This is a genomic window from Kitasatospora sp. NBC_01560 (assembly GCF_045208415.1).
Lineage (GTDB): Bacteria > Actinomycetota > Actinomycetes > Streptomycetales > Streptomycetaceae > Kitasatospora.
Window position 1 is genome coordinate 4,978,754 of record NZ_CP109364.1, and the last position, 17,388, is coordinate 4,996,141.

General features: G+C 73.8%; 16 protein-coding genes and 2 tRNA genes. 7 read left to right on the forward strand and 11 right to left on the reverse strand.

Translation table 11 applies throughout. The features are described from left to right. Positions 1 to 311 precede the first annotated feature (311 nt). The 3 genes from OH807_RS21730 (at position 312) to OH807_RS21740 (ending at position 4,636) form a co-directional block, all read left to right on the forward strand. The gene (locus OH807_RS21730) at positions 312 to 1,871 is read left to right on the forward strand and encodes a hypothetical protein (protein ID WP_406201416.1); all 1,560 of its coding nucleotides are present in this window, start codon (positions 312 to 314) and stop codon (positions 1,869 to 1,871) included. A 217-nt stretch (positions 1,872 to 2,088) separates the two neighbouring features. Next, on the forward strand, positions 2,089 to 3,630 hold the full coding sequence (locus OH807_RS21735) for a N,N-dimethylformamidase beta subunit family domain-containing protein (RefSeq protein WP_406201419.1): 1,542 nt from the start codon (positions 2,089 to 2,091) through the stop codon (positions 3,628 to 3,630). A 106-nt stretch (positions 3,631 to 3,736) separates the two neighbouring features. Beyond that, positions 3,737 to 4,636 carry a phosphoribosylaminoimidazolesuccinocarboxamide synthase gene (locus OH807_RS21740; protein ID WP_406201421.1) on the forward strand — a complete coding sequence of 300 codons (900 nt, stop codon included), beginning with the start codon at positions 3,737 to 3,739 and terminating at the stop codon, positions 4,634 to 4,636. A 32-nt stretch (positions 4,637 to 4,668) separates the two neighbouring features. On the opposite strand, the gene OH807_RS21745 is transcribed toward OH807_RS21740, so the two are convergent. The 7 genes from OH807_RS21745 to OH807_RS21775 form a co-directional block, all read right to left on the reverse strand. Continuing rightward, positions 4,669 to 5,289: a response regulator gene (locus OH807_RS21745; RefSeq protein ID WP_406201424.1), complete on the reverse strand. Its 621-nt coding sequence runs from the start codon at positions 5,287 to 5,289 to the stop codon at positions 4,669 to 4,671. Between the two features lie 26 nt (positions 5,290 to 5,315). After that, positions 5,316 to 6,530, reverse strand: a complete 1,215-nt coding sequence (locus tag OH807_RS21750; RefSeq protein ID WP_406201427.1) for a sensor histidine kinase — start codon at positions 6,528 to 6,530, stop codon at positions 5,316 to 5,318. Positions 6,531 to 6,660: 130 nt separating this feature from the next. Further along, entirely contained in the window at positions 6,661 to 7,494 is an 834-nt protein-coding gene (locus OH807_RS21755; protein ID WP_406201430.1) for an ABC transporter permease, read from the reverse strand. Next, positions 7,491 to 8,495, reverse strand: a complete 1,005-nt coding sequence (locus OH807_RS21760; protein ID WP_406201433.1) for an ABC transporter ATP-binding protein — start codon at positions 8,493 to 8,495, stop codon at positions 7,491 to 7,493. The genes OH807_RS21755 and OH807_RS21760 overlap by 4 nt, the downstream gene beginning before the upstream one ends. A gap of 175 nt (positions 8,496 to 8,670) precedes the next feature. Beyond that, a tRNA-Gly gene (locus tag OH807_RS21765) sits at positions 8,671 to 8,746 on the reverse strand. Between the two features lie 39 nt (positions 8,747 to 8,785). Continuing rightward, positions 8,786 to 8,858, reverse strand: a tRNA-Gly gene (locus OH807_RS21770). Between the two features lie 131 nt (positions 8,859 to 8,989). Further along, entirely contained in the window at positions 8,990 to 9,307 is a 318-nt protein-coding gene (locus tag OH807_RS21775) for an Lsr2 family protein (protein ID WP_238860361.1), read from the reverse strand. 461 nt (positions 9,308 to 9,768) lie between these two features. Between OH807_RS21775 and purS the strand changes: the two genes are divergently transcribed. The 4 genes from purS (at position 9,769) to OH807_RS21795 (ending at position 13,900) form a co-directional block, all read left to right on the forward strand. Next, positions 9,769 to 10,065, forward strand: a complete 297-nt coding sequence (gene purS, locus OH807_RS21780) for a phosphoribosylformylglycinamidine synthase subunit PurS (protein ID WP_406201436.1) — start codon at positions 9,769 to 9,771, stop codon at positions 10,063 to 10,065. Beyond that, positions 10,062 to 10,739, forward strand: coding sequence for a phosphoribosylformylglycinamidine synthase subunit PurQ (gene purQ, locus OH807_RS21785; protein ID WP_406201438.1), 678 nt, complete (start codon positions 10,062 to 10,064; stop codon positions 10,737 to 10,739). Before purS ends, purQ begins: the two co-directional genes overlap by 4 nt. After that, positions 10,739 to 12,994 carry a phosphoribosylformylglycinamidine synthase subunit PurL gene (gene purL / locus OH807_RS21790; protein ID WP_406201441.1) on the forward strand — a complete coding sequence of 752 codons (2,256 nt, stop codon included), beginning with the start codon at positions 10,739 to 10,741 and terminating at the stop codon, positions 12,992 to 12,994. The genes purQ and purL overlap by 1 nt, the downstream gene beginning before the upstream one ends. A gap of 78 nt (positions 12,995 to 13,072) precedes the next feature. Further along, the gene (locus OH807_RS21795) at positions 13,073 to 13,900 is read left to right on the forward strand and encodes a sterol carrier family protein (protein ID WP_406201444.1); all 828 of its coding nucleotides are present in this window, start codon (positions 13,073 to 13,075) and stop codon (positions 13,898 to 13,900) included. A gap of 3 nt (positions 13,901 to 13,903) precedes the next feature. On the opposite strand, the gene OH807_RS21800 is transcribed toward OH807_RS21795, so the two are convergent. The 4 genes from OH807_RS21800 to fbaA all read right to left on the reverse strand — a co-directional run bounded on the left by OH807_RS21800 (position 13,904) and on the right by fbaA (position 17,364). Continuing rightward, positions 13,904 to 14,590, reverse strand: a complete 687-nt coding sequence (locus OH807_RS21800) for a hypothetical protein (RefSeq protein WP_406201447.1) — start codon at positions 14,588 to 14,590, stop codon at positions 13,904 to 13,906. A 24-nt stretch (positions 14,591 to 14,614) separates the two neighbouring features. Next, positions 14,615 to 15,466 (reverse strand): DUF3152 domain-containing protein, encoded by an 852-nt coding sequence (locus OH807_RS21805; protein WP_406201450.1) that lies wholly within the window; start codon positions 15,464 to 15,466, stop codon positions 14,615 to 14,617. Positions 15,467 to 15,869: 403 nt separating this feature from the next. Further along, entirely contained in the window at positions 15,870 to 16,283 is a 414-nt protein-coding gene (locus OH807_RS21810) for a DUF3151 domain-containing protein (protein ID WP_406201452.1), read from the reverse strand. Between the two features lie 58 nt (positions 16,284 to 16,341). Further along, positions 16,342 to 17,364 carry a class II fructose-bisphosphate aldolase gene (gene fbaA / locus OH807_RS21815; protein WP_406201455.1) on the reverse strand — a complete coding sequence of 341 codons (1,023 nt, stop codon included), beginning with the start codon at positions 17,362 to 17,364 and terminating at the stop codon, positions 16,342 to 16,344. Positions 17,365 to 17,388 lie beyond the last annotated feature (24 nt).

Sequence of the window (17,388 nt, forward strand, 5' to 3'; positions counted from 1 at the left end):
GCCGCCGCCGGGTAGCGGCGGTCACGCGGGGGGATGCTGGACGGCGTCCGGCCGGGCGGGCACGCCCGGGCCGCTTCGCACGACGCCCCGGCGCGGTCGTCCGGAATCCGGGCGCCGTCACCGGGACGAGTGGAAACCGGCGGGATCCGGAACACCCACCCGGGGACGGGCGTCACAACTGTCAGAAGCGCCAAGCAGCATGTACTACCGGGTATCGGACATCACCGGTTCCCGGTCGGAACTGATCGTTTCGAGTCGGCTCAGGGCCCGTCACCGGGCGCCCGAGGGCTCCGAAGGGGGTGCCGCACCGTATGGCCGCTGTCGACACCGCGCGCGCTCATGCCCAGGCGGTCCTGCGGGTCCGTGGTCTCGCCCTGGCCGCCGCCGCGCTGCCCGCCGCCGTCGCGGTGGTGCTGCTCGCCGGCCGGCTGACCGGTCGGCTCGGGGCGCCCGGCGCCTCCGACGCCGCCGCCTGGGACGCCGTCCGCTGGGTGGTCTGCGCGGTCGCCGCCGCCACCCTGGCGGTGGCCGGCCTGGCCGCCCGGACGTACCGCCGGGCCGTCCCGCCGCAGACCCCGGCCGTCCCGCTGGAGCGGGCACAGGCCCCCGAGCTGTACCGGCTGATCGACGAGCTGGCCGACCGGCTCGACGTCCCCGCGCCGTCCGCGATCGCGCTCACGCCGGACTGCGACAGCTGGCTGGAGGACGTCCCGACGGCCCGCCCGGCCCGCCGCCGCGCTCCGCACGCCGGGCCCGGGGCGCCCGCGCCGGTGCTGGTGATCGGCTCGCCGTTCCTCTGGTGGATGCGCGCCGGCGAGCTGCGCGCCCTGCTCGCCCCGGTGGTGGCCGGCACCGCGGCCGCCGCCGACCCGGACATCGCCGCCGCCCGCCGGTTCCTGCGCAGCCTGGACGCCAGCCTGGAGGCCGCACCCGGCCTGCCCGGCGGACCGGCCGCGCCGCCGCCCGTCCGGCGTGGTCCGGCCGGGCTGACCGACCGGATCACCCGCCGCCTGCTGGGCGCCTGCCGCGGGCACTCCGCCGAGCTGGAGCGGGCCGTCGCCGGCTGGGCCTCCGAGCAGGCCCGGTCGGTCGACTACGGCCTGCGGATCGCCGCCCAGGAGCAGGTCGGCCTGGCCTACGCCGGCTGGGACCGGCTGCTCACCCGGGTCGCGCTGCCCGCCTGGCGGCTCGGCCGGCACCCGGCGCACCTCAACGCCGGCGTGGTCGCCGCGCTCACCGAGCTGTCCCGCCGCGACCGGCTGGCGGACGGCTACGGCAGCCGGCTCGGCGACCGCCCCGCCTGCGACCTGCTGGAGGAGCCCGGTGCGGTGGACGCGGCGGTCTCGCTGCTCGCCGCCGAGCTGTTCTTCGGCCGGCCCGCCTCGGGCGGCTGGCGCGAGCTGGACTGGGCCGACTACCCGGCCGAGGTGGTGGACGCCGGTTGGCGGGCCCGGGCCGCCGCCCTGCAGTCCGCCCTGGACGGCGCCGCCCCGCAGGCCCGCCCCGGTGCCCCGACCCTCACCCGGCTGCTGGTCCGGCTCGCCGAGGGCGACGGCGAGCGGCTGGCCGCGGCCCTGACCGCCCGGCCGGCCGGTACCACGGCCCCCGCGTCGCTGCTCGAACCCGTCCGCACCGGGCGCGACCTGCTGGTCGACCACGTGACCGCGATGGTCTGCTGCGCGGCCGTGGACACCGCCGGTGCCACCCCGGGCCTGGACTGGCTGGACGGCCCGGTGCTGCTGATGGGAGGCGTCCGCCGGACCGATCTGGCCGGCCCGGTCTCCCAGGCCGTGGAGCAGGGCCAGGACGGCCCGCTGCGGGCCTGGCTGGACGCCGCCGAGGTCAGGCTGGAGAAGCCGGTCCGGCTCTGACCGGGAGGGCGCTCGGTGCCCGCGCTCGCGCCCCCGGCCCGGCCGGGGGCGGTGGGTCGTCGCAGGCCGGAGGCCCGGCCCGGGCCGACCGGAGGATTCACCGCCACTAGTTGCTACCGTTGGGTGACGCAGCGCCAGCACTCTGTGGTGTATTGGACCGCACGCACATCCGGGAGGCACATGCCGCCCGGCGAGGGTGCATCTGTGGGAGGGGCGCGTGGGGACGGAACTCAACCGCCGCTGGGAGTCCGGGACGCACGCCTACAGCGTCTCCGACCCCTTCGGCCAGGGCCCGCTGCCCTGGCTGCGCAGCCCCGACCAGTACCTCGCGGGTGCCGAGGGCACCGTCCCCTGGTACGTCTCGGTGGACGCGCCCGGTCAGCAGCCGCTGGCCGGGGGAGCCCGGCCCAAGCCCCCGGTCGGCACCCCGCAGGGTGCCAACGACGTGGTGCAGCAGATCAAGGGCTTCGCCTCGGCCGGCATCGTCCGCCCGGGCGGTGCGGTGGACTTCCGGGTCACCGTCAACCCGCCCCGGGAGTTCACCGTCGACGTCTACCGGATCGGCCACTACGGCGGCGACGGCGCCCACCACATGACCTCCAGCCCGCTGATCGCCGGACTGGCCCAGCCCGCCCCGCTGGTGGCCGGCCGAACGGTCTCCTGCCACCACTGGTGGCACTCCTGGCGGCTGCAGGTCCCCGCCCACTGGCAGCCCGGCGCCTACGTCGCCGTGCTGACCACCGGTGACACGCTCGACCGCAGCCACATCCCGTTCACCGTGCGGGACTTCGAGGACCGGGCGCACGCCGCCGAACTGCTGCTGGTGCTCCCGGACGTGACCTGGCAGGCGTACAACCTGTTCCCCGAGGACGGCCGCAGCGGCGCCAGCCTCTACCACGCCTGGGACGACCGGGGCCGGCTGGCGGGCGAGCCGGAGGCGGCCGTCACCGTCTCCTTCGACCGCCCGCACGCCACCGCCGGGCTGCCGCTGCACGTCGGCCACGCCTACGACTTCATCCGCTGGGCCGAGCGGTACGGCTACGACCTCTCCTACGCCACCGCCACCGACCTGCACGCCGGCCTGGTCGACCCGGCCCGGCACAAGGCGCTGGTCTTCCCCGGCCACGACGAGTACTGGTCCGAGCCGATGCGCCGGGCCGCCGAGCGGGCCCGCGACGGCGGCACCTCGCTGGTCTTCCTCTCCGCCAACACCATGTACTGGCGGGTCGAGCTCAGCGCGGCCCCCTCCGGCGAGCCCAACCGGCTGCTCAACTGCCGCAAGCGGCAGAAGGTCCCGCCGGGCAGCCCGGCCACCGGGGCGCCCGGCGCCGCCAGCGCCCTGTGGCGGGACGCCGGCGAGCCCGAGCAGCACCTGCTCGGCCTCCAGTACTCGGGCCGGGTCTCCGCGCCCGTCCCGCTGGTCGCCCGGCACACCTCGCACTGGCTCTGGGACGGCACCGGGGTCCAGGAGGGCGACGAACTGCCCGGGCTGGTGGCCGGCGAGGCCGACCGCTACTACCCCAAGGTGGCGCTGCCCGAGCACTCCGAGCGGGTGCTGCTCGCGCACTCGCCCTACCTCGACCTCGCCGGCCGCACCCGCTACCAGGAGACTTCGCTCTACCGCGCACCGAGCGGCGCCTACGTCTTCGCCGCCGGCACCTTCGCCTGGTCGCCCGCCCTGGACCGCCCGGGCCTCACCGACGAGCGGATCCAGCGGGCCACCGCCAACCTGCTGGACCGGCTCTGCAAGAACGGCTGAACGTCCCTGGGGCGGGCCCGCGCGGGCGGCCATGACAGACTCGGATCCGCTGACCTCCCCTTTCGCGCCCCACGCCCGCGAACGACCCCTGAGGACTGAGACGACCTTGAGCGGATTTGTCACCAAGCCCGAGCCGGTCCAGGTGCCCGGCCTGGTCCACCTGCACACCGGCAAGGTGCGCGATCTCTACCGCGCCGAGTCGGGCGACCTCGTGATGGTCGCGAGCGACCGCATGTCGGCGCACGACTGGGTGCTGCCCAACGAGATCCCCGACAAGGGCCGCGTCCTCACCCAGCTCTCGCTGTGGTGGTTCGACCGGATCGCCGACATCGTGCCCAACCACGTCATCTCCACCGAGCTCCCGGCCGGCGCCCCCGCCGACTGGAAGGGCCGCACCCTGGTCTGCCGCAGCCTGGAGATGATCCCGGTCGAGTGCGTGGCCCGCGGCTACCTGGCGGGCTCCGGGCTGACCGAGTACGAGGCCGACCGCACGGTCTGCGGCATCGCCCTGCCGGAGGGCCTGGAGAACAGCTCCGAGCTGCCCGCCCCGATCTACACCCCCGCGCTCAAGGCCGAGGTCGGTGAGCACGACGAGAACGTCTCCTACGAGGAGACCGCCCGCCGGATCGGCGCCGAGCTCGCCAACCAGCTGCGCCGCACCACCCTGGACGTCTACGCCCGGGCCCGGGACATCGCCCGCGAGCGCGGCATCATCCTGGCCGACACCAAGTTCGAGTTCGGCCTGCTCGACGGCGCCCTGGTGATCGGCGACGAGGTGCTCACCCCCGACTCCTCCCGCTTCTGGCCGGCCGACCAGTGGCAGCCCGGCCGCTCGCAGCCGTCCTTCGACAAGCAGCTCATCCGGGACTGGCTGGTCTCCCCGGCGTCCGGCTGGGACCGCCACAGCGAGCAGCCGCCGCCGGAGCTGCCGGCCGGGATCGTCGAGCAGACCCGTGCCAAGTACATCGAGGTGTACGAGCTGCTCACCGGTACCACCTGGGCCTGAGCCCGCCGGGTGCCCGCGGGCGCGGCCGGGTCTCAGATCCAGCCGTGCTCGCGGGCGATCCGCACCGCCGCGTGGCGGTTCTCGGCGCCGAGCTTGCCGGCCGCCGAGGAGAGGTAGTTGCGGACGGTGCCCTGCGAGAGCGACGCCCGTTCGGCGATCTCCGCGATCGAGGTGCCGTCGGCGGCCAGCTCCAGCACGTCCGTCTCGCGCGGGGTCAGCGGCGTCTCGCCCGCGCTGATCGCGTCCGCCGCCAGCTCCGGGTCGACGTACCGCCCGCCGGCCCTGACGGTGCGGATGATCCCGGCGAGGTCCGCCGCCGAGACCGTCTTCGGCAGGAAGCCGCGCACCCCGGTCTCCAGGGCCTGCTTCAGGTAGCCGGGGCGACCGTGGCCGGTGACGATCATGCACCGGCAGTCCGGCAGCAGCCGGCGCAGCTCGGTGGCCACCTCGATGCCGTCCAGCCCGGGCATCTGGAGGTCCAGCACCGCGATGTCCGGCCGGTGCGCCTGGGCCATCGCCACCGCCTCCGGGCCGGAGGCGGCCTGGGCGACCACCGTGATGTCGTCCTCCAGCGAGAGCAGCGCGGCCAGCGCGCCCCGGATCAGGTGCTCGTCGTCGGCGAGCAGGACGCGGACGGGCGCGCGGTCGGTCATCGGTGGGGCCTTCCGGGGGAGCGGGGTCAGATCGGGACGCTGGCGAGGAGCCGGAAGCTGCCCGGCCCGGCGTCCGGGAGGGTCAGCTCGCCGTCGTGGGCGGCGAGCCGCTCGCGCAGGCCGCGCAGCCCGGTGCCGCTCCCCCGGGAGGGGATCGGGACGGCCGGCACCCCGTCATTCTCCAGCTCCAGCACGGTCCGGTCGTGCTCCCGGCGGAGCCGGATCGAGCAGTGGCCCGCCTCGCTGTGCCGCAGCACGTTGGTGGTCGCCTCGCGGATCACCCAGCCGAGCACCGACTGGACCGGGGCCGACAGCTCGTGGGCGTGCTCGCCGAGGTCGATCTCGCAGGCCACGTCGGCCGCGCGGAGCACCGCGCGGGCGCCGATCACCTCGGCGTGCAGGTCCGCCGTGCGGTAGCCGCGGATCACGTCCCGGACTTCGCGCTGCGACTCCTGGGCGATCTTCTGCACCTCGGCCATCTGCTCGGCGGCCTCCGGGCGGCCGCGCCGGGCCAGCTGGACGGCCAGCTCGCTCTTGAGCGCGATGGTGGTGAGGTTGCGGCCCATCACGTCGTGCAGGTCGCGGGAGAACCGCAGCCGCTCCTCGGCGACGGCCAGCCGGGACTGCGCCTCGCGGGCCGCGTCCAGCTCCCAGACCACCGACTGGAGCCAGGCGAAGCTGCGGCAGCTGCAGCCGATGAAGGTCATGACGACCGCGGTGGACACCACCATCCCGCTGGTGGTGGCCACGTCCATGCCGGCCAGCAGGGCCGCCGGGGCGACGGCCAGCAGCGCGGCGAGCCCGGCCACGGCCGCCCGGCGGGCCGGCAGCCCCACGGCGGCCGGGCCGAAGCCGGAGAAGAGCATGGTGGCGGCGACGGCGGCGGTGAACGGCACGCCGTCCGGGCTGTCGGCGGCCCCGGGGCCGATCAGCAGGACGGCCCAGCAGCCGCCCACCACGAGCGCCCCGGTGGCCAGGAGCCAGCGCGGGTGGTCGGCGGGCCGCTTCAGGTAGTGGTCCAGCGAGGTGCGGTAGGCGCGGAGGGTGACCAGGACCAGGGCGAGGCCGACGACCAGGGAGACCCGGGCGGCGGCGGGGAAGCGTCGGGCCTCCGGGTCGGAGAGGGCGGTCAGCAGGGTGGCGGGCAGCGGGGCGAGCGCCATCAGGTAGAGCGACCAGCGGAGGTAGAGCTCGGAGCGCTCGGGCTTGCTGAAGCCCCGCCACTTGCGCACCGGATTCACGACGCCCACCTGTTCCGCCCCCCGTCCGACCATGATCGTGCTGCTGCCTTCCTACCAGAGGCGGACCGGGGCGCCGTCCCGCGGCCCCGGGCCCCTCCGTTCCGGGCCTCCGGTGCCCGGTGGGGGCCGCTCAGCGGCGCGGCTCCCACCGGAAGTACCGGAGGGCGCCCCAGGCCGCCAGGGCCAGCCAGACGGAGCCGGTGACCAGGTGCGGGGCGGCGGTGGCCCAGGTGCCGGCGAAGCCGGTGGCGGCGGCCGAGCCGTCGGTGCCGAACCAGCCGAGGCGGATCAGCTGGAAGGCCGGGGTGGTGGGCAGCAGGCGGCAGACGTCGGCGACCCGGTCGGGCATGACCTCCAGCGGGACGAACAGGCCGGAGCCGAACTGGGTGAGCAGCAGGACCGGCATGGTGGTGATGCCGGCGCTCTCGACCGTCCTGGTGAACGCGCTGGAGAGGGCGGCCAGCGCCATCAGGGTGCCGACGGTCAGGACCAGTCCGGCGGCCATCAGCAGCGGGTTGACCGGCGCGGTCAGGTGCAGCGCGGAGGCGCCGACGACGCCGATCACCGTGCACATCAGCAGGGCCAGCCCCACCGAGGGCACCGCGGTGCCGGCCAGGATCTCGATGTCGCGGGCCTCGCCGGTGCGCAGCCGCTTGAGCACCAGCTCACCGCGGCGGGCCACGTAGGCGGCGGTCAGGTTGTAGTAGACGACGAAGGCCAGCACCATCCCGAGGGAGCCGTTGACCAGCAGCGAGTCGACGTCGAGTCCGGGGTGGTCCGCGGCCTGCTGGTCGAGCACGTTCTTCAGCCCGGCGACCAGCAGCAGCGGCAGCAGCAGGGCGGTGAACAAGGCGGTCCGGTTGCGCAGCAGCAGGGTGCCCTCGGCCCGGCCGAGGGCCAGCAGCCGGCGGGCCACGGTGCTCTGCGGGCCGGTGCCGGACGAGGTGGCGGTGGTGGTGGTCATCGGGCGAGTCCGATCAGGCGGCGGCGGGCGGCGGGGGCGGCGGGGGTGTCGGCCGGGGGCTCGTGGGCGGCCTCGGAGGCGATGGCCAGGAAGGCCTCCTCCAGCGAGGCGCTGCGGGCGTCCAGGGAGCCGAGGGCGATGCGGTGCCGGGCGGCCCAGTCGAGCAGCTCGGTGAGGGTGTCCTGGAGCCGCGGGGTCTGGACGGTGATCCGCCGGCCGTCCGCGACCAGCCGGGCCCCGGCGAGCGGCGGCAGCGACGTCCCGCTGAACTCGGGGAGTTCGAAGCTGATCCGGGAGGGGCGCCCGGCGATCACCTCGGCGACGGTGCCGGTGGTGACGACCCGGCCGCCGTGCAGGATGGCCAGCCGGTCGGCCAGCTCCTCGGCCTCCTCCAGGTAGTGCGTGGTGAGGAGCACGGTGGTGCCCTGGGCGCGGAGCTCGCGGACCAGGCGCCAGACGGCGGCGCGGGCCTCCGGGTCGAGACCGGTGCTGGGCTCGTCGAGGAAGAGCACCTCGGGCCGGCCGAGCAGGGCCATCGCGAGGTCGAGCCGGCGGCGCTCGCCGCCGGAGAGCTGCTTGACCCGGACGTCGCGGCGGGTGGCCAGGCCGACCAGCTCCAGCGCCTCGTCCACCGGGCGGGCGCCGCTGGTCGTGCCGGCCCAGCTGCGGCCGGTCTCGGCGACGGTGAGGTCACCGGGGAAGCCGCCCTCCTGGAGCATGATGCCGATCCGGGGGCGGACGGCGGCCCGCTCGCGGTACGGGTCGTGGCCGAGCACCCGGACCTCGCCGCCGGTCGGGGCGGCGAGGCCCTCGATCAGCTCCATCGTGGAGGTCTTGCCGGCGCCGTTGGTGCCGAGCAGCGCGAACAGCTCGCCGCGACCGACGGTGAGGTCGACGCCGCGGACCGCGTGGTAGCCCGCGGTGCCGGTGCCGTAGTGGCGGTGGAGGCCGGTGACCTCGATCACGGGCTCGCTCGGGGCGAGGGGCTGGCTCGTTTCCATGCCCCGAGCCTTTCGCGGCCGGGGTTCCGCGGGCAGTGCGCGCCGTCATGAGAACGCGGTGCGCCGACACGGGTCGGCGGTGACAAATGTCATCGCGCCGGGCCGGCCGGACCGGGCGGAAATGCGCCCGGGAAACGCCGAAGGGCCCTCTCTACCGAGAGGGCCCTTCGTACTCTGGAGCGGACGACGAGATTCGAACTCGCGACCCTCACCTTGGCAAGGTGATGCTCTACCAACTGAGCCACGTCCGCAGGACAAGATATTGAGTTGTGCTGTGCTCGCGCACTGCGAGCGGACGACGAGATTCGAACTCGCGACCCTCACCTTGGCAAGGTGATGCTCTACCAACTGAGCCACGTCCGCACGGTGCCTGGTGGGGCACCGGCCGCCTCTTCGGATCTCTCCGTTGCGGCGACGAGGATTACTCTACCCCATCGCTCGGGGTGGTCGCCCCACCCTTTCGGGGCAGGTGGGACGACCGGGTCCCGGGAGGGTCAGTTCGCCTCGGCGAACGCCTCGTAGACGTGCTTGGGGATGCGGCCCCGGGCGGGCAGCTCCATGCCGCGCGACTGGGCCCAGGCCCGTACGGCGGCCGGGTCCGGGGTGAGCGCGGTGCGGCGGAAGGACTTTCCGGTACGGCTCTGGCGGCGGCCGGCCGCGACGAACGGCGCGAGGGCCTCCCGCAGCTTTTCCGCGTTGTCCAGGGACAGGTCGATCTCGTAGGACTTCCCGTCGACGCCGAAGTGGACGGTTTCCGCGGCGGCGCCGCCGTCCAGGTCGTCGGAGAGCGTGACGACTACACGCTGAGCCATGGGTGTCAATCCTCTCGGGCAATTCGGCCGAAGGGCGCGGGGTGCGCTCCCGTGGCCTGATGTGCACCATCCGCGCAAGCGCATACGGGCAGGCCTGATGGCGTGCCGGATACGCAGCACTTGCCGCGGCAGGTGGCCCTATTCTGCACCCGAAGCGGGTAGAAATCGAAGAGTCCGGCTTTCTTTTCCGGATATTCACGTGTCTTCGCCGGAGTACGGGATACCGGAGGACCCGGTGGGCCGATCTGTCCCGGAGTGCCGGTATTCGGGTGCTCTTCGGCCGTTCTCGTTCCGTGGGCCGAATCCGCGGAAATGTGCCGTCGGCCGGGGTGGGCCGGCGGCCCGGAACCCTTGCCGCGTAAGGGTCTCGGGTCTACGCGCGTCGCCCGCCCCGGCCAGCAATCCCGCCCGAAACCCCCGGTAGTCTGGAGTTCCCCCGCCTCACGAAGACACCACCGGGAGTGCCAGTGGCACGCGTCGTAGTCGACGTCATGCTCAAGCCGGAGATCCTCGACCCCCAGGGACAGGCGGTGCAGCGCGCACTGCCCCGTCTCGGATTCACCGGGATCGCCGACGTCCGCCAGGGCAAGCGCTTCGAGCTGGAGCTGGAGGGCCCGGTCGACGACGCCGCGCTCGCCCGTATCCGCGAAGCCGCCGAGACCTTTCTCGCCAACACCGTCATCGAGGACTTCACCGTCCGCATCGAGGAGACCGTGACAGTGGTCCCCTCCTCCTCCGTCGTCGGAGATGCCAAGTGACCACCCGCGTCGGCGTTGTCACTTTCCCCGGCTCGCTCGACGACCGTGACGCCCAGCGCGCGGTCCGCCTGGCCGGCGCGGAGCCGGTCGCCCTCTGGCACCGTGACAAGGATCTCCACCAGGTCGACGCGGTCGTCCTGCCGGGCGGATTCAGTTACGGCGACTATCTGCGCTGCGGCGCGATCTCCCGCTTCTCCCCGGTGATGGACACCATCATCGAGCAGGCGAAGCTCGGAATGCCGGTTCTCGGTATCTGCAACGGCTTCCAGGTGCTCTGCGAATCGCACCTGCTGCCCGGTGCGCTCACCCGCAACGACTCGCTGCACTTCGTCTGCCGCGACCAGAAGCTGCGCATCGAGAACAACGGCACCGCCTGGACCCGGGATTACTCGGCCGGCCAGGAAATCGTCGTCCCGCTGAAGAACGGTGAGGGCCGCTTCGTCGCCGACGAGCACGTCCTCGACGCGCTGGAGGCGGAGGGCCGCATCGTCGCCCGCTACGTGGATGTGAACCCCAACGGTTCGTACCGCGACATCGCCGGCATCACCAACGCCGCGGGCAATGTCGTCGGTCTGATGCCGCACCCGGAGCACGCCGTGGAGCCGCTCACCGGTCCGAGCACCGAGGGCCTGGGCTTCTTCACTTCCGTACTGAAGCAGCTGGTGAACGCCTGATGAGCCTCGACACCGTCAAGAACGCCGAGCAGACCCCGGACGCCGGCCAGCCCTGGGCCGAGCTCGGCCTCAAGGAGGACGAGTACACGCGGATCCGCGAGATCCTCGGCCGCCGTCCGACCGGCGCCGAGCTCGCGATGTACTCCGTCATGTGGTCGGAGCACTGCTCGTACAAGAGCTCCAAGGTCCACCTGAAGCAGTTCAGCGAGAAGAAGCCGCAGAGCGACGCGATGCTCGTCGGCATCGGTGAGAACGCCGGTGTGGTCGACGTCGGCCAGGGTTACGCGGTCACCTTCAAGGTCGAGTCGCACAACCACCCGTCGTACATCGAGCCCTACCAGGGCGCGGCCACCGGCATCGGCGGCATCGTGCGCGACATCCTGGCGATGGGCGCCCGCCCGGTCGCCGTGATGGACCCGCTGCGCTTCGGTGCGGCCGACCACCCCGACACCCGGCGCGTGCTGCCCGGGATCGTCGCGGGCATCGGCGGCTACGGCAACTGCCTGGGCCTGCCGAACATCGGCGGCGAGGTCGTCTTCGACTCCTGCTACCAGGGCAACCCGCTGGTCAACGCGCTCTGCGTGGGCGTCATGAAGCACGAGGACATTCACCTCGCGCAGGCCTCCGGCGCCGGCAACAAGGTCATCCTGTACGGGGCCCGCACCGGCGGCGACGGCATCGGCGGTGTCTCGGTGCTCGCCTCCGAGACCTTCGACGCCACCGGCCCGGCCAAGCGCCCGGCCGTCCAGGTCGGCGACCCGTTCCAGGAGAAGCTCCTCATCGAGTGCACCCTGGAGATCTTCCGCGAGAAGCTCGTCAAGGGCATCCAGGACCTCGGCGGTGCCGGTCTCTCCTGCGCCACCTCCGAGCTGGCCTCGGCCGGCTCCGGCGGCATGCGGGTCGAGCTGGACACCGTGCCGCTGCGCGACAACACGCTCTCGCCCGAGGAGATCCTCATGAGCGAGTCGCAGGAGCGCATGTGCGCCATCGTCGAGCCCGACAAGGTCGACCGCTTCCTGGAGATCTGCGAGAAGTGGGACGTCATCGCCACCGTCATCGGTGAGGTGACCGACGGCGAGCGGCTGGAGATCTTCTGGCACGGCGAGCTCGTCGTCGACGTGCCGCCGCGCACCGTCGCCCACGAGGGCCCGACCTACCACCGCCCGTTCGCCCGCCCGAGCTGGCAGGACGCGCTGCAGGCCGACGCCCCGACCGGCGAGCGGCTGGCCCGCCCGACCACCGGCGAGGGCCTCAAGGCGGACCTGCTGAAGGTCGCCGGCTCGCCGAACCAGGCCTCCAAGTCCTGGATCACCGACCAGTACGACCGCTACGTGCTCGGCAACACCGTGCTCTCGGTCGGCGAGGACTCGGGCATGATCCGGATCGACGAGGAGACCAACCTCGGCGTCTCGGTCGCCACCGACGGCAACGGCCGCTACACCAAGCTGGACCCGTACACCGGTGCCCAGCTGGCCCTCGCCGAGGCGTACCGCAACGTCGCGGCCGGCGGTGCCAAGCCGCTCGCCATCTCCGACTGCCTCAACTTCGGCTCCCCCGAGGACCCGGACGTGATGTGGCAGTTCGCCGAGGCGACCCGCGGTCTGGCCGACGCCTGCCTGGTGCTCGGCACCCCGGTCACCGGCGGCAACGTCTCGCTGTACAACCAGACCGGCGAGACGGCCATCCACCCGACCCCCGTGGTCGCGGTGCTCGGCGTCATCGACGACGTCACCCGGCGCACCCCGTCCGCCTTCGCCGAGGAGGGGCAGCTGCTCTACCTGCTCGGTGACACCGCGGACGAGCTCGGCGGTTCGGCCTGGTCGCAGGTGGTCCACGAGCACCTGGGCGGTCTGCCGCCCAAGGTCGACCTGGACCGCGAGAAGCTGCTCGGCGACATCCTGATCGCCGCCTCGCGCGACGGCATGATCGACGCCGCGCACGACCTCTCCGACGGCGGCCTGGGCCAGGCGCTGGTGGAGAGCTGCCTCAAGGGCGGCCACGGCGCGCGGATCATCGTGCCCGAGGGCCAGGACCCGTTCGTGTTCCTGTTCTCCGAGTCGGCGGGTCGCGCGGTCGTCGCGGTGCCGCGCAGCGAGGAGCTCCGGTTCAACGACATGTGCACCGCGCGTGGCCTGCCGGCCACCCGCATCGGTGTGGTCGACGGCGATGTCCTGGACGTCCAGGGCCAGTTCACCGTCTCGCTGGCCGAGCTGAAGGACGCCCACACCGGCGTCATCGAGGCTCTGCTCGCCTGATCGGCCGGCACCCGGCGATCGACCCGGGGGGCGGACGGTTCTACGGAACCGTCCGCCCCCCGGCGTATGTTGGGGCCCATGCCCGCCAAGTCCCGTACGTACCAGCATCCGAAGGTCAGTGCCGCGCTGGCGGCGCAGACCGCCGCGCTGCGCGACACCGTCCGGGAGCTCTGCGCCCGCCCGGACGCCGCAGACCTGCTCGCCCGGCCCACCCGGCTGGGGCAGTGGACGGTGCGCGAGCTGATCGCGCACCTCGCCGTCCAGATCGACTGGGTGCCGGCCCACCTCGACGACCCGCTGGAGGGCCGGCCGCCGCTGGCGCTGCTGCAGTGGGTCGACCGGGTCGGCACGGTCGCGCCGCTGCTCGCCGAACAGGCCCGGCAGCAGGCGGCGGGCGGGTTCGGCGGGAGCCCGGCCTCGGTGGCGGAGGCCTTCGGGCGGGCCGCGGACGGGCTGATCACGGCTCTGGCCGACCCCGGCACGGCCGCCCCGGGCCGGCGGTTCGAGATCCGGCTCGGCTCGATGCTGCTCACCGACATGCTGGTGACCAGGCTCGCCGAGACGGTCGTGCACGCCGACGACCTGGCCGAGGCGGTGGGCCTGCCGGCCTTCCCGCACGACCGGCAGGCGGTGGCCGCCGTCACCCGGCTGCTCGCCGACGCGCTGGCCCACCGCGCGCCCGGCGGCTCGGTGGAGCTGCGGGTGCCGCCGTACGCGGTGGTGCAGGCGGTGGAGGGGCCGAAGCACACCCGGGGCACTCCGCCGAACGTGGTCGAGACCGACCCGCTGACCTGGATCCGGCTCGCCACCGGCCGGACGGGCTGGGCGGACGCGCTGGACGCCGCGAGGGTCTCGGCCAGTGGCGAGCGGAGCGACCTGCGGGAGTACCTGCCGCTGCTGGGCTGACCGTCAGGAGTGCAGCTGGGCGGCGAGCTTCTCGGTCAGCCGCTTGAGGGCCTCCCCGGTGAGCGCCTTGTCCACGGTGTCCGCCGAGGTGCCCTGGCTGACCAGCAGGGTGAGGTCGCCGTGGTCCGTGACCGGCAGCCGTGCGATGCCGACCGAGGCGTCGCCGGGGGTGACCCCGCTCGCACCGGGCGCGGGCTGTTCGGCGGACACCGTGAACAGCTGGTCGGTGGTGAGCCGGCCGGCCGCCTGGATGTACGGCAGGGCCAGGCCGACGGCGACCTTCTCCGCCGGAGCGGCGATCACGCCGAGCTCCACCGGGGTGGTGCCGGCGGTGTAGGAGCACCACGCCTGGACGCTCTCCGGCATGGCCGGGATCGAGGCCGCCGACGGGGTCGGGACCACCCCGGGCGGGAGCGGCCGGGCTTCCTGGCCCGGTACGACCTCGGCCCGGGCGCCGGCCGGGGTGACGCTGCGTTCGATCCCACTGGCCTTCAGCGCCGCGGCGAGGTCGAGGCCGAACGGGCAGGAAGGTGCCGAACCGAGGCCCTTCACCGTCGACTTGAGCTCGGCGTAGGAGAGCTTCGCGGTGCCGGCCGGGGCGTCGGAGCCGCTGGACGAGCAGGCGGCCGTACCGAGCAGCAGTCCGGTCGAGGCCAGCAGGGCGAGTGCCGTCTTACGGTCGGTTGTCATCCGGTCAGCCTACGGCGCCCGTTGCTACGGCACGGAGGGGCCACCGACGTAACTGCCCTCCGCCGTATACGGCCAGGCGTTGGGCTCGCAGCCCTTGAGGCCGTAGATCTGCTGCATCATCGCGGGCGCGGGCTTGCCCTTGCCGGGGCAGGTCTCGTGCCCGTGCCCGATCCGGTGACCGACCTCGTGATTGACGATCAGGGCCCGGTACTCGTCGATCGGACCGCTGAACTGCGGTGAACCGGTGTTCCAGCGTTTGGCGTTGACCAGGACCTGGTTGCCGACGTTGCAGTTCACCTCGCCGTGGGTGTCCAGGCCGGCCGCACCGCAGAGCCGGTCCACGGTGGCGGGGGAGGCGATCTTCACGGTGAAGTCGTACGCGCCGCCCGACACCAGCTGGAAGCCGTTCTTGTTGTCGTTGGTCCAGCCCCGCTTGTCGCCGAGGATGCGCTGCACCTGTGCGGCGGCGCCCGCCGGATCGATGCCGATGCCGTCCTCGACCTCCACCCGGTAGCGGCGGACGGTGCCCCGGCCGATCGCTGCGGCCTGGCCGGGGGCGATCGTGAAGGTGCCCGGGCCCTTGCTGGGGCCCGGGTCGGGGGCGGTCGGCCCGGGGGCGCTCGGCTCCGGCGCGGGCGGCGCCGGCGGGGTGGGGGTCGGCTCGGCCGTCCGGGCGGGTGTCGGGGCGGGGGCCTGCGCGGGGGCCTGCGTCGGGGCCTTCGTCGGAGCGGGGCCGGGTGCCGCGGGGGTGCCGCCCTCCGAGGGGGCGAGCCGGCCCTGGGCGCTCGGCCCGGCACCGGGCAGGGCGTCGGGCCGGTTCAGGACGAAGAGCGTGCCGCCCAGTATCGCCACGGCCGCCACCAGGGCGGCGATCATCCCGGGCCCGAGTCCGCGGGGCGGCCGGCGCCGCCGGCTGCCGCCCGTCCGCCGGCCGCTCCCGGCCCGCTCACCGCGTGCCCGGGGGGCGGCGGCCCGGGAGCCGCCGGCTCCGGAGCGGGCGGAGCTGCGCGCGCGGGAGCCGCGCTGATCGGATCGGGCTGCGGACACAGTGAGGCTTCCTGTCGGACCGTAACGGGGCCGCGGATGTTCTGAGCCTGTTCTGTGCGTCCCCCTCGCCCGGACACCCTGGCACGGCGGCCGGGTGCATGTCCACATACCGGGTATGCAGGGCGAACGGGGGCCGCCCCCGGCCGTCCGGACGGACGGAGCGGGGGCGGCGGGGCCGGGCCGGGCGGCCCGGAGTCGGCTCGGGGCGGACGGTCCGTGGGTCCGGGCCCGGTCAGCCCAGGGTGGCGGCGGCGGTCGGCGAGCTGTCCCGGAGGAACTGCGTGCAGCGCTCCGCCTCCTCCTTCTCCTCGATCGCGCCCGCGGCCCGGCCGAGCGCGTGCAGGGCTCGCAGGAAGCCGCGGTTCGGCTCGTGCTCCCACGGCACCGGGCCGTGGCCCTTCCAGCCGGCCCGCCGCAGCGCGTCCAGCCCGCGGTGGTACCCGGTGCGGGCGTACGCGTAGGACTCGACGGTGCGGCCGGCGGCGTAGGCGTCGTCGGCGAGCTGGGCCCAGGCCAGCGAGGAGGTCGGGAACTTCGCCGCGACCTCGGCCGGGGAGGCGCCGCCGGCCAGCAGCTCCAGCGGACCGGGCTCGGCGGGCAGATGCGTCGGGGCGGGGCCCCCGAGGAGGTTCTGGTGAATGGTCATGCCCCCCAGTGAACCACTGAGGGGCATGACGGCAGACCCTGCCCGTGCGGGCGGGTGCCTACTTCAGGCGGTTGCCGGCCGAGCGCAGCTGCTGGGCGGCCTCCAGTACGCGGGCGGCCATGCCGGCCTCGGCCAGCTTGCCCCAGGTGCGCGGGTCGTAGGTGTTCTTCTTGCCGACCTCGCCGTCGACCTTCAGCACGCCGTCGTAGTTGCGGAACATGTGGTCCACGACCGGACGGGTGAAGGCGTACTGGGTGTCGGTGTCGAGGTTCATCTTCACGACGCCGTTCTCCAGCGCGGTGGCGATCTCCTCGGCGGTGGAGCCCGAGCCGCCGTGGAAGACGAAGTCGAACGGGTCGGTCTTGCCGTACTGCTTGCCGATCGCGTCCTGCAGCTCGCGGAGCAGCTCCGGCTTCAGGACGACGTTGCCCGGCTTGTAGACGCCGTGCACGTTGCCGAACGAGGCGGCCAGCAGGTAGCGGCCCTTGTCGCCCAGGCCCAGGGCCTCGGCGGTGCGGACGGCGTCGTTGACGGTGGTGTACAGCTCGTCGTTGATCTCGTGCGTGACACCGTCCTCCTCGCCGCCGGTCGGGGTGATCTCGACCTCAAGGATGATCTTGGCGGCGACGGCCTGGGCCAGCAGCTCCTCGGCGATGGCCAGGTTGTCGTTCAGGGTCTCGGCCGAGCCGTCCCACATGTGCGACTGGAACAGCGGGTTCTGGCCCTTGGCGACGCGCTCGGCGGAGACCGCCAGCAGCGGGCGGACGTAGCCGTCCAGCTTGTCCTTGGGGCAGTGGTCGGTGTGCAGCGCGACGGTGATGTCGTACTTGGCGGCGACGATGTGCGCGAACTCGGCCAGCGCCACGGCGCCGGTGACCATGTCCTTGTTGTGCTGGCCGCCCAGGAACTCCGCACCACCGGTCGAGATCTGGATGATGCCGTCGCTCTCGGCCTCGGCGAAGCCGCGCAGCGCGGCGTGCAGGGTCTGCGACGAGGTCACGTTGATGGCCGGGTAGGCGAACTTGCCCGCCTTGGCCCGGTCAAGCATCTCGTTGTAGACCTCGGGAGTTGCGATGGGCATGCGATGCGCTCCTGTCGGGTTGCG

What these genes read in the sequence shown, in the direction of transcription:
- OH807_RS21805 (WP_406201450.1), bottom strand. Translation starts at nt 15,466, where the DNA reads ATGATCGCCGCCCTGGTGGCGGCCGTGGCGATACTGGGCGGCACGCTC.
- purL (WP_406201441.1), top strand. Translation starts at nt 10,739, where the DNA reads ATGAGCCTCGACACCGTCAAGAACGCCGAGCAGACCCCGGACGCCGGC.
- fbaA (WP_406201455.1), bottom strand. Translation starts at nt 17,364, where the DNA reads ATGCCCATCGCAACTCCCGAGGTCTACAACGAGATGCTTGACCGGGCC.
- OH807_RS21795 (WP_406201444.1), top strand. Translation starts at nt 13,073, where the DNA reads ATGCCCGCCAAGTCCCGTACGTACCAGCATCCGAAGGTCAGTGCCGCG.
- OH807_RS21760 (WP_406201433.1), bottom strand. Translation starts at nt 8,495, where the DNA reads ATGGAAACGAGCCAGCCCCTCGCCCCGAGCGAGCCCGTGATCGAGGTC.
- OH807_RS21745 (WP_406201424.1), bottom strand. Translation starts at nt 5,289, where the DNA reads ATGACCGACCGCGCGCCCGTCCGCGTCCTGCTCGCCGACGACGAGCAC.
- OH807_RS21755 (WP_406201430.1), bottom strand. Translation starts at nt 7,494, where the DNA reads ATGACCACCACCACCGCCACCTCGTCCGGCACCGGCCCGCAGAGCACC.
- OH807_RS21800 (WP_406201447.1), bottom strand. Translation starts at nt 14,590, where the DNA reads ATGACAACCGACCGTAAGACGGCACTCGCCCTGCTGGCCTCGACCGGA.
- OH807_RS21810 (WP_406201452.1), bottom strand. Translation starts at nt 16,283, where the DNA reads ATGACCATTCACCAGAACCTCCTCGGGGGCCCCGCCCCGACGCATCTG.
- OH807_RS21775 (WP_238860361.1), bottom strand. Translation starts at nt 9,307, where the DNA reads ATGGCTCAGCGTGTAGTCGTCACGCTCTCCGACGACCTGGACGGCGGC.
- OH807_RS21730 (WP_406201416.1), top strand. Translation starts at nt 312, where the DNA reads ATGGCCGCTGTCGACACCGCGCGCGCTCATGCCCAGGCGGTCCTGCGG.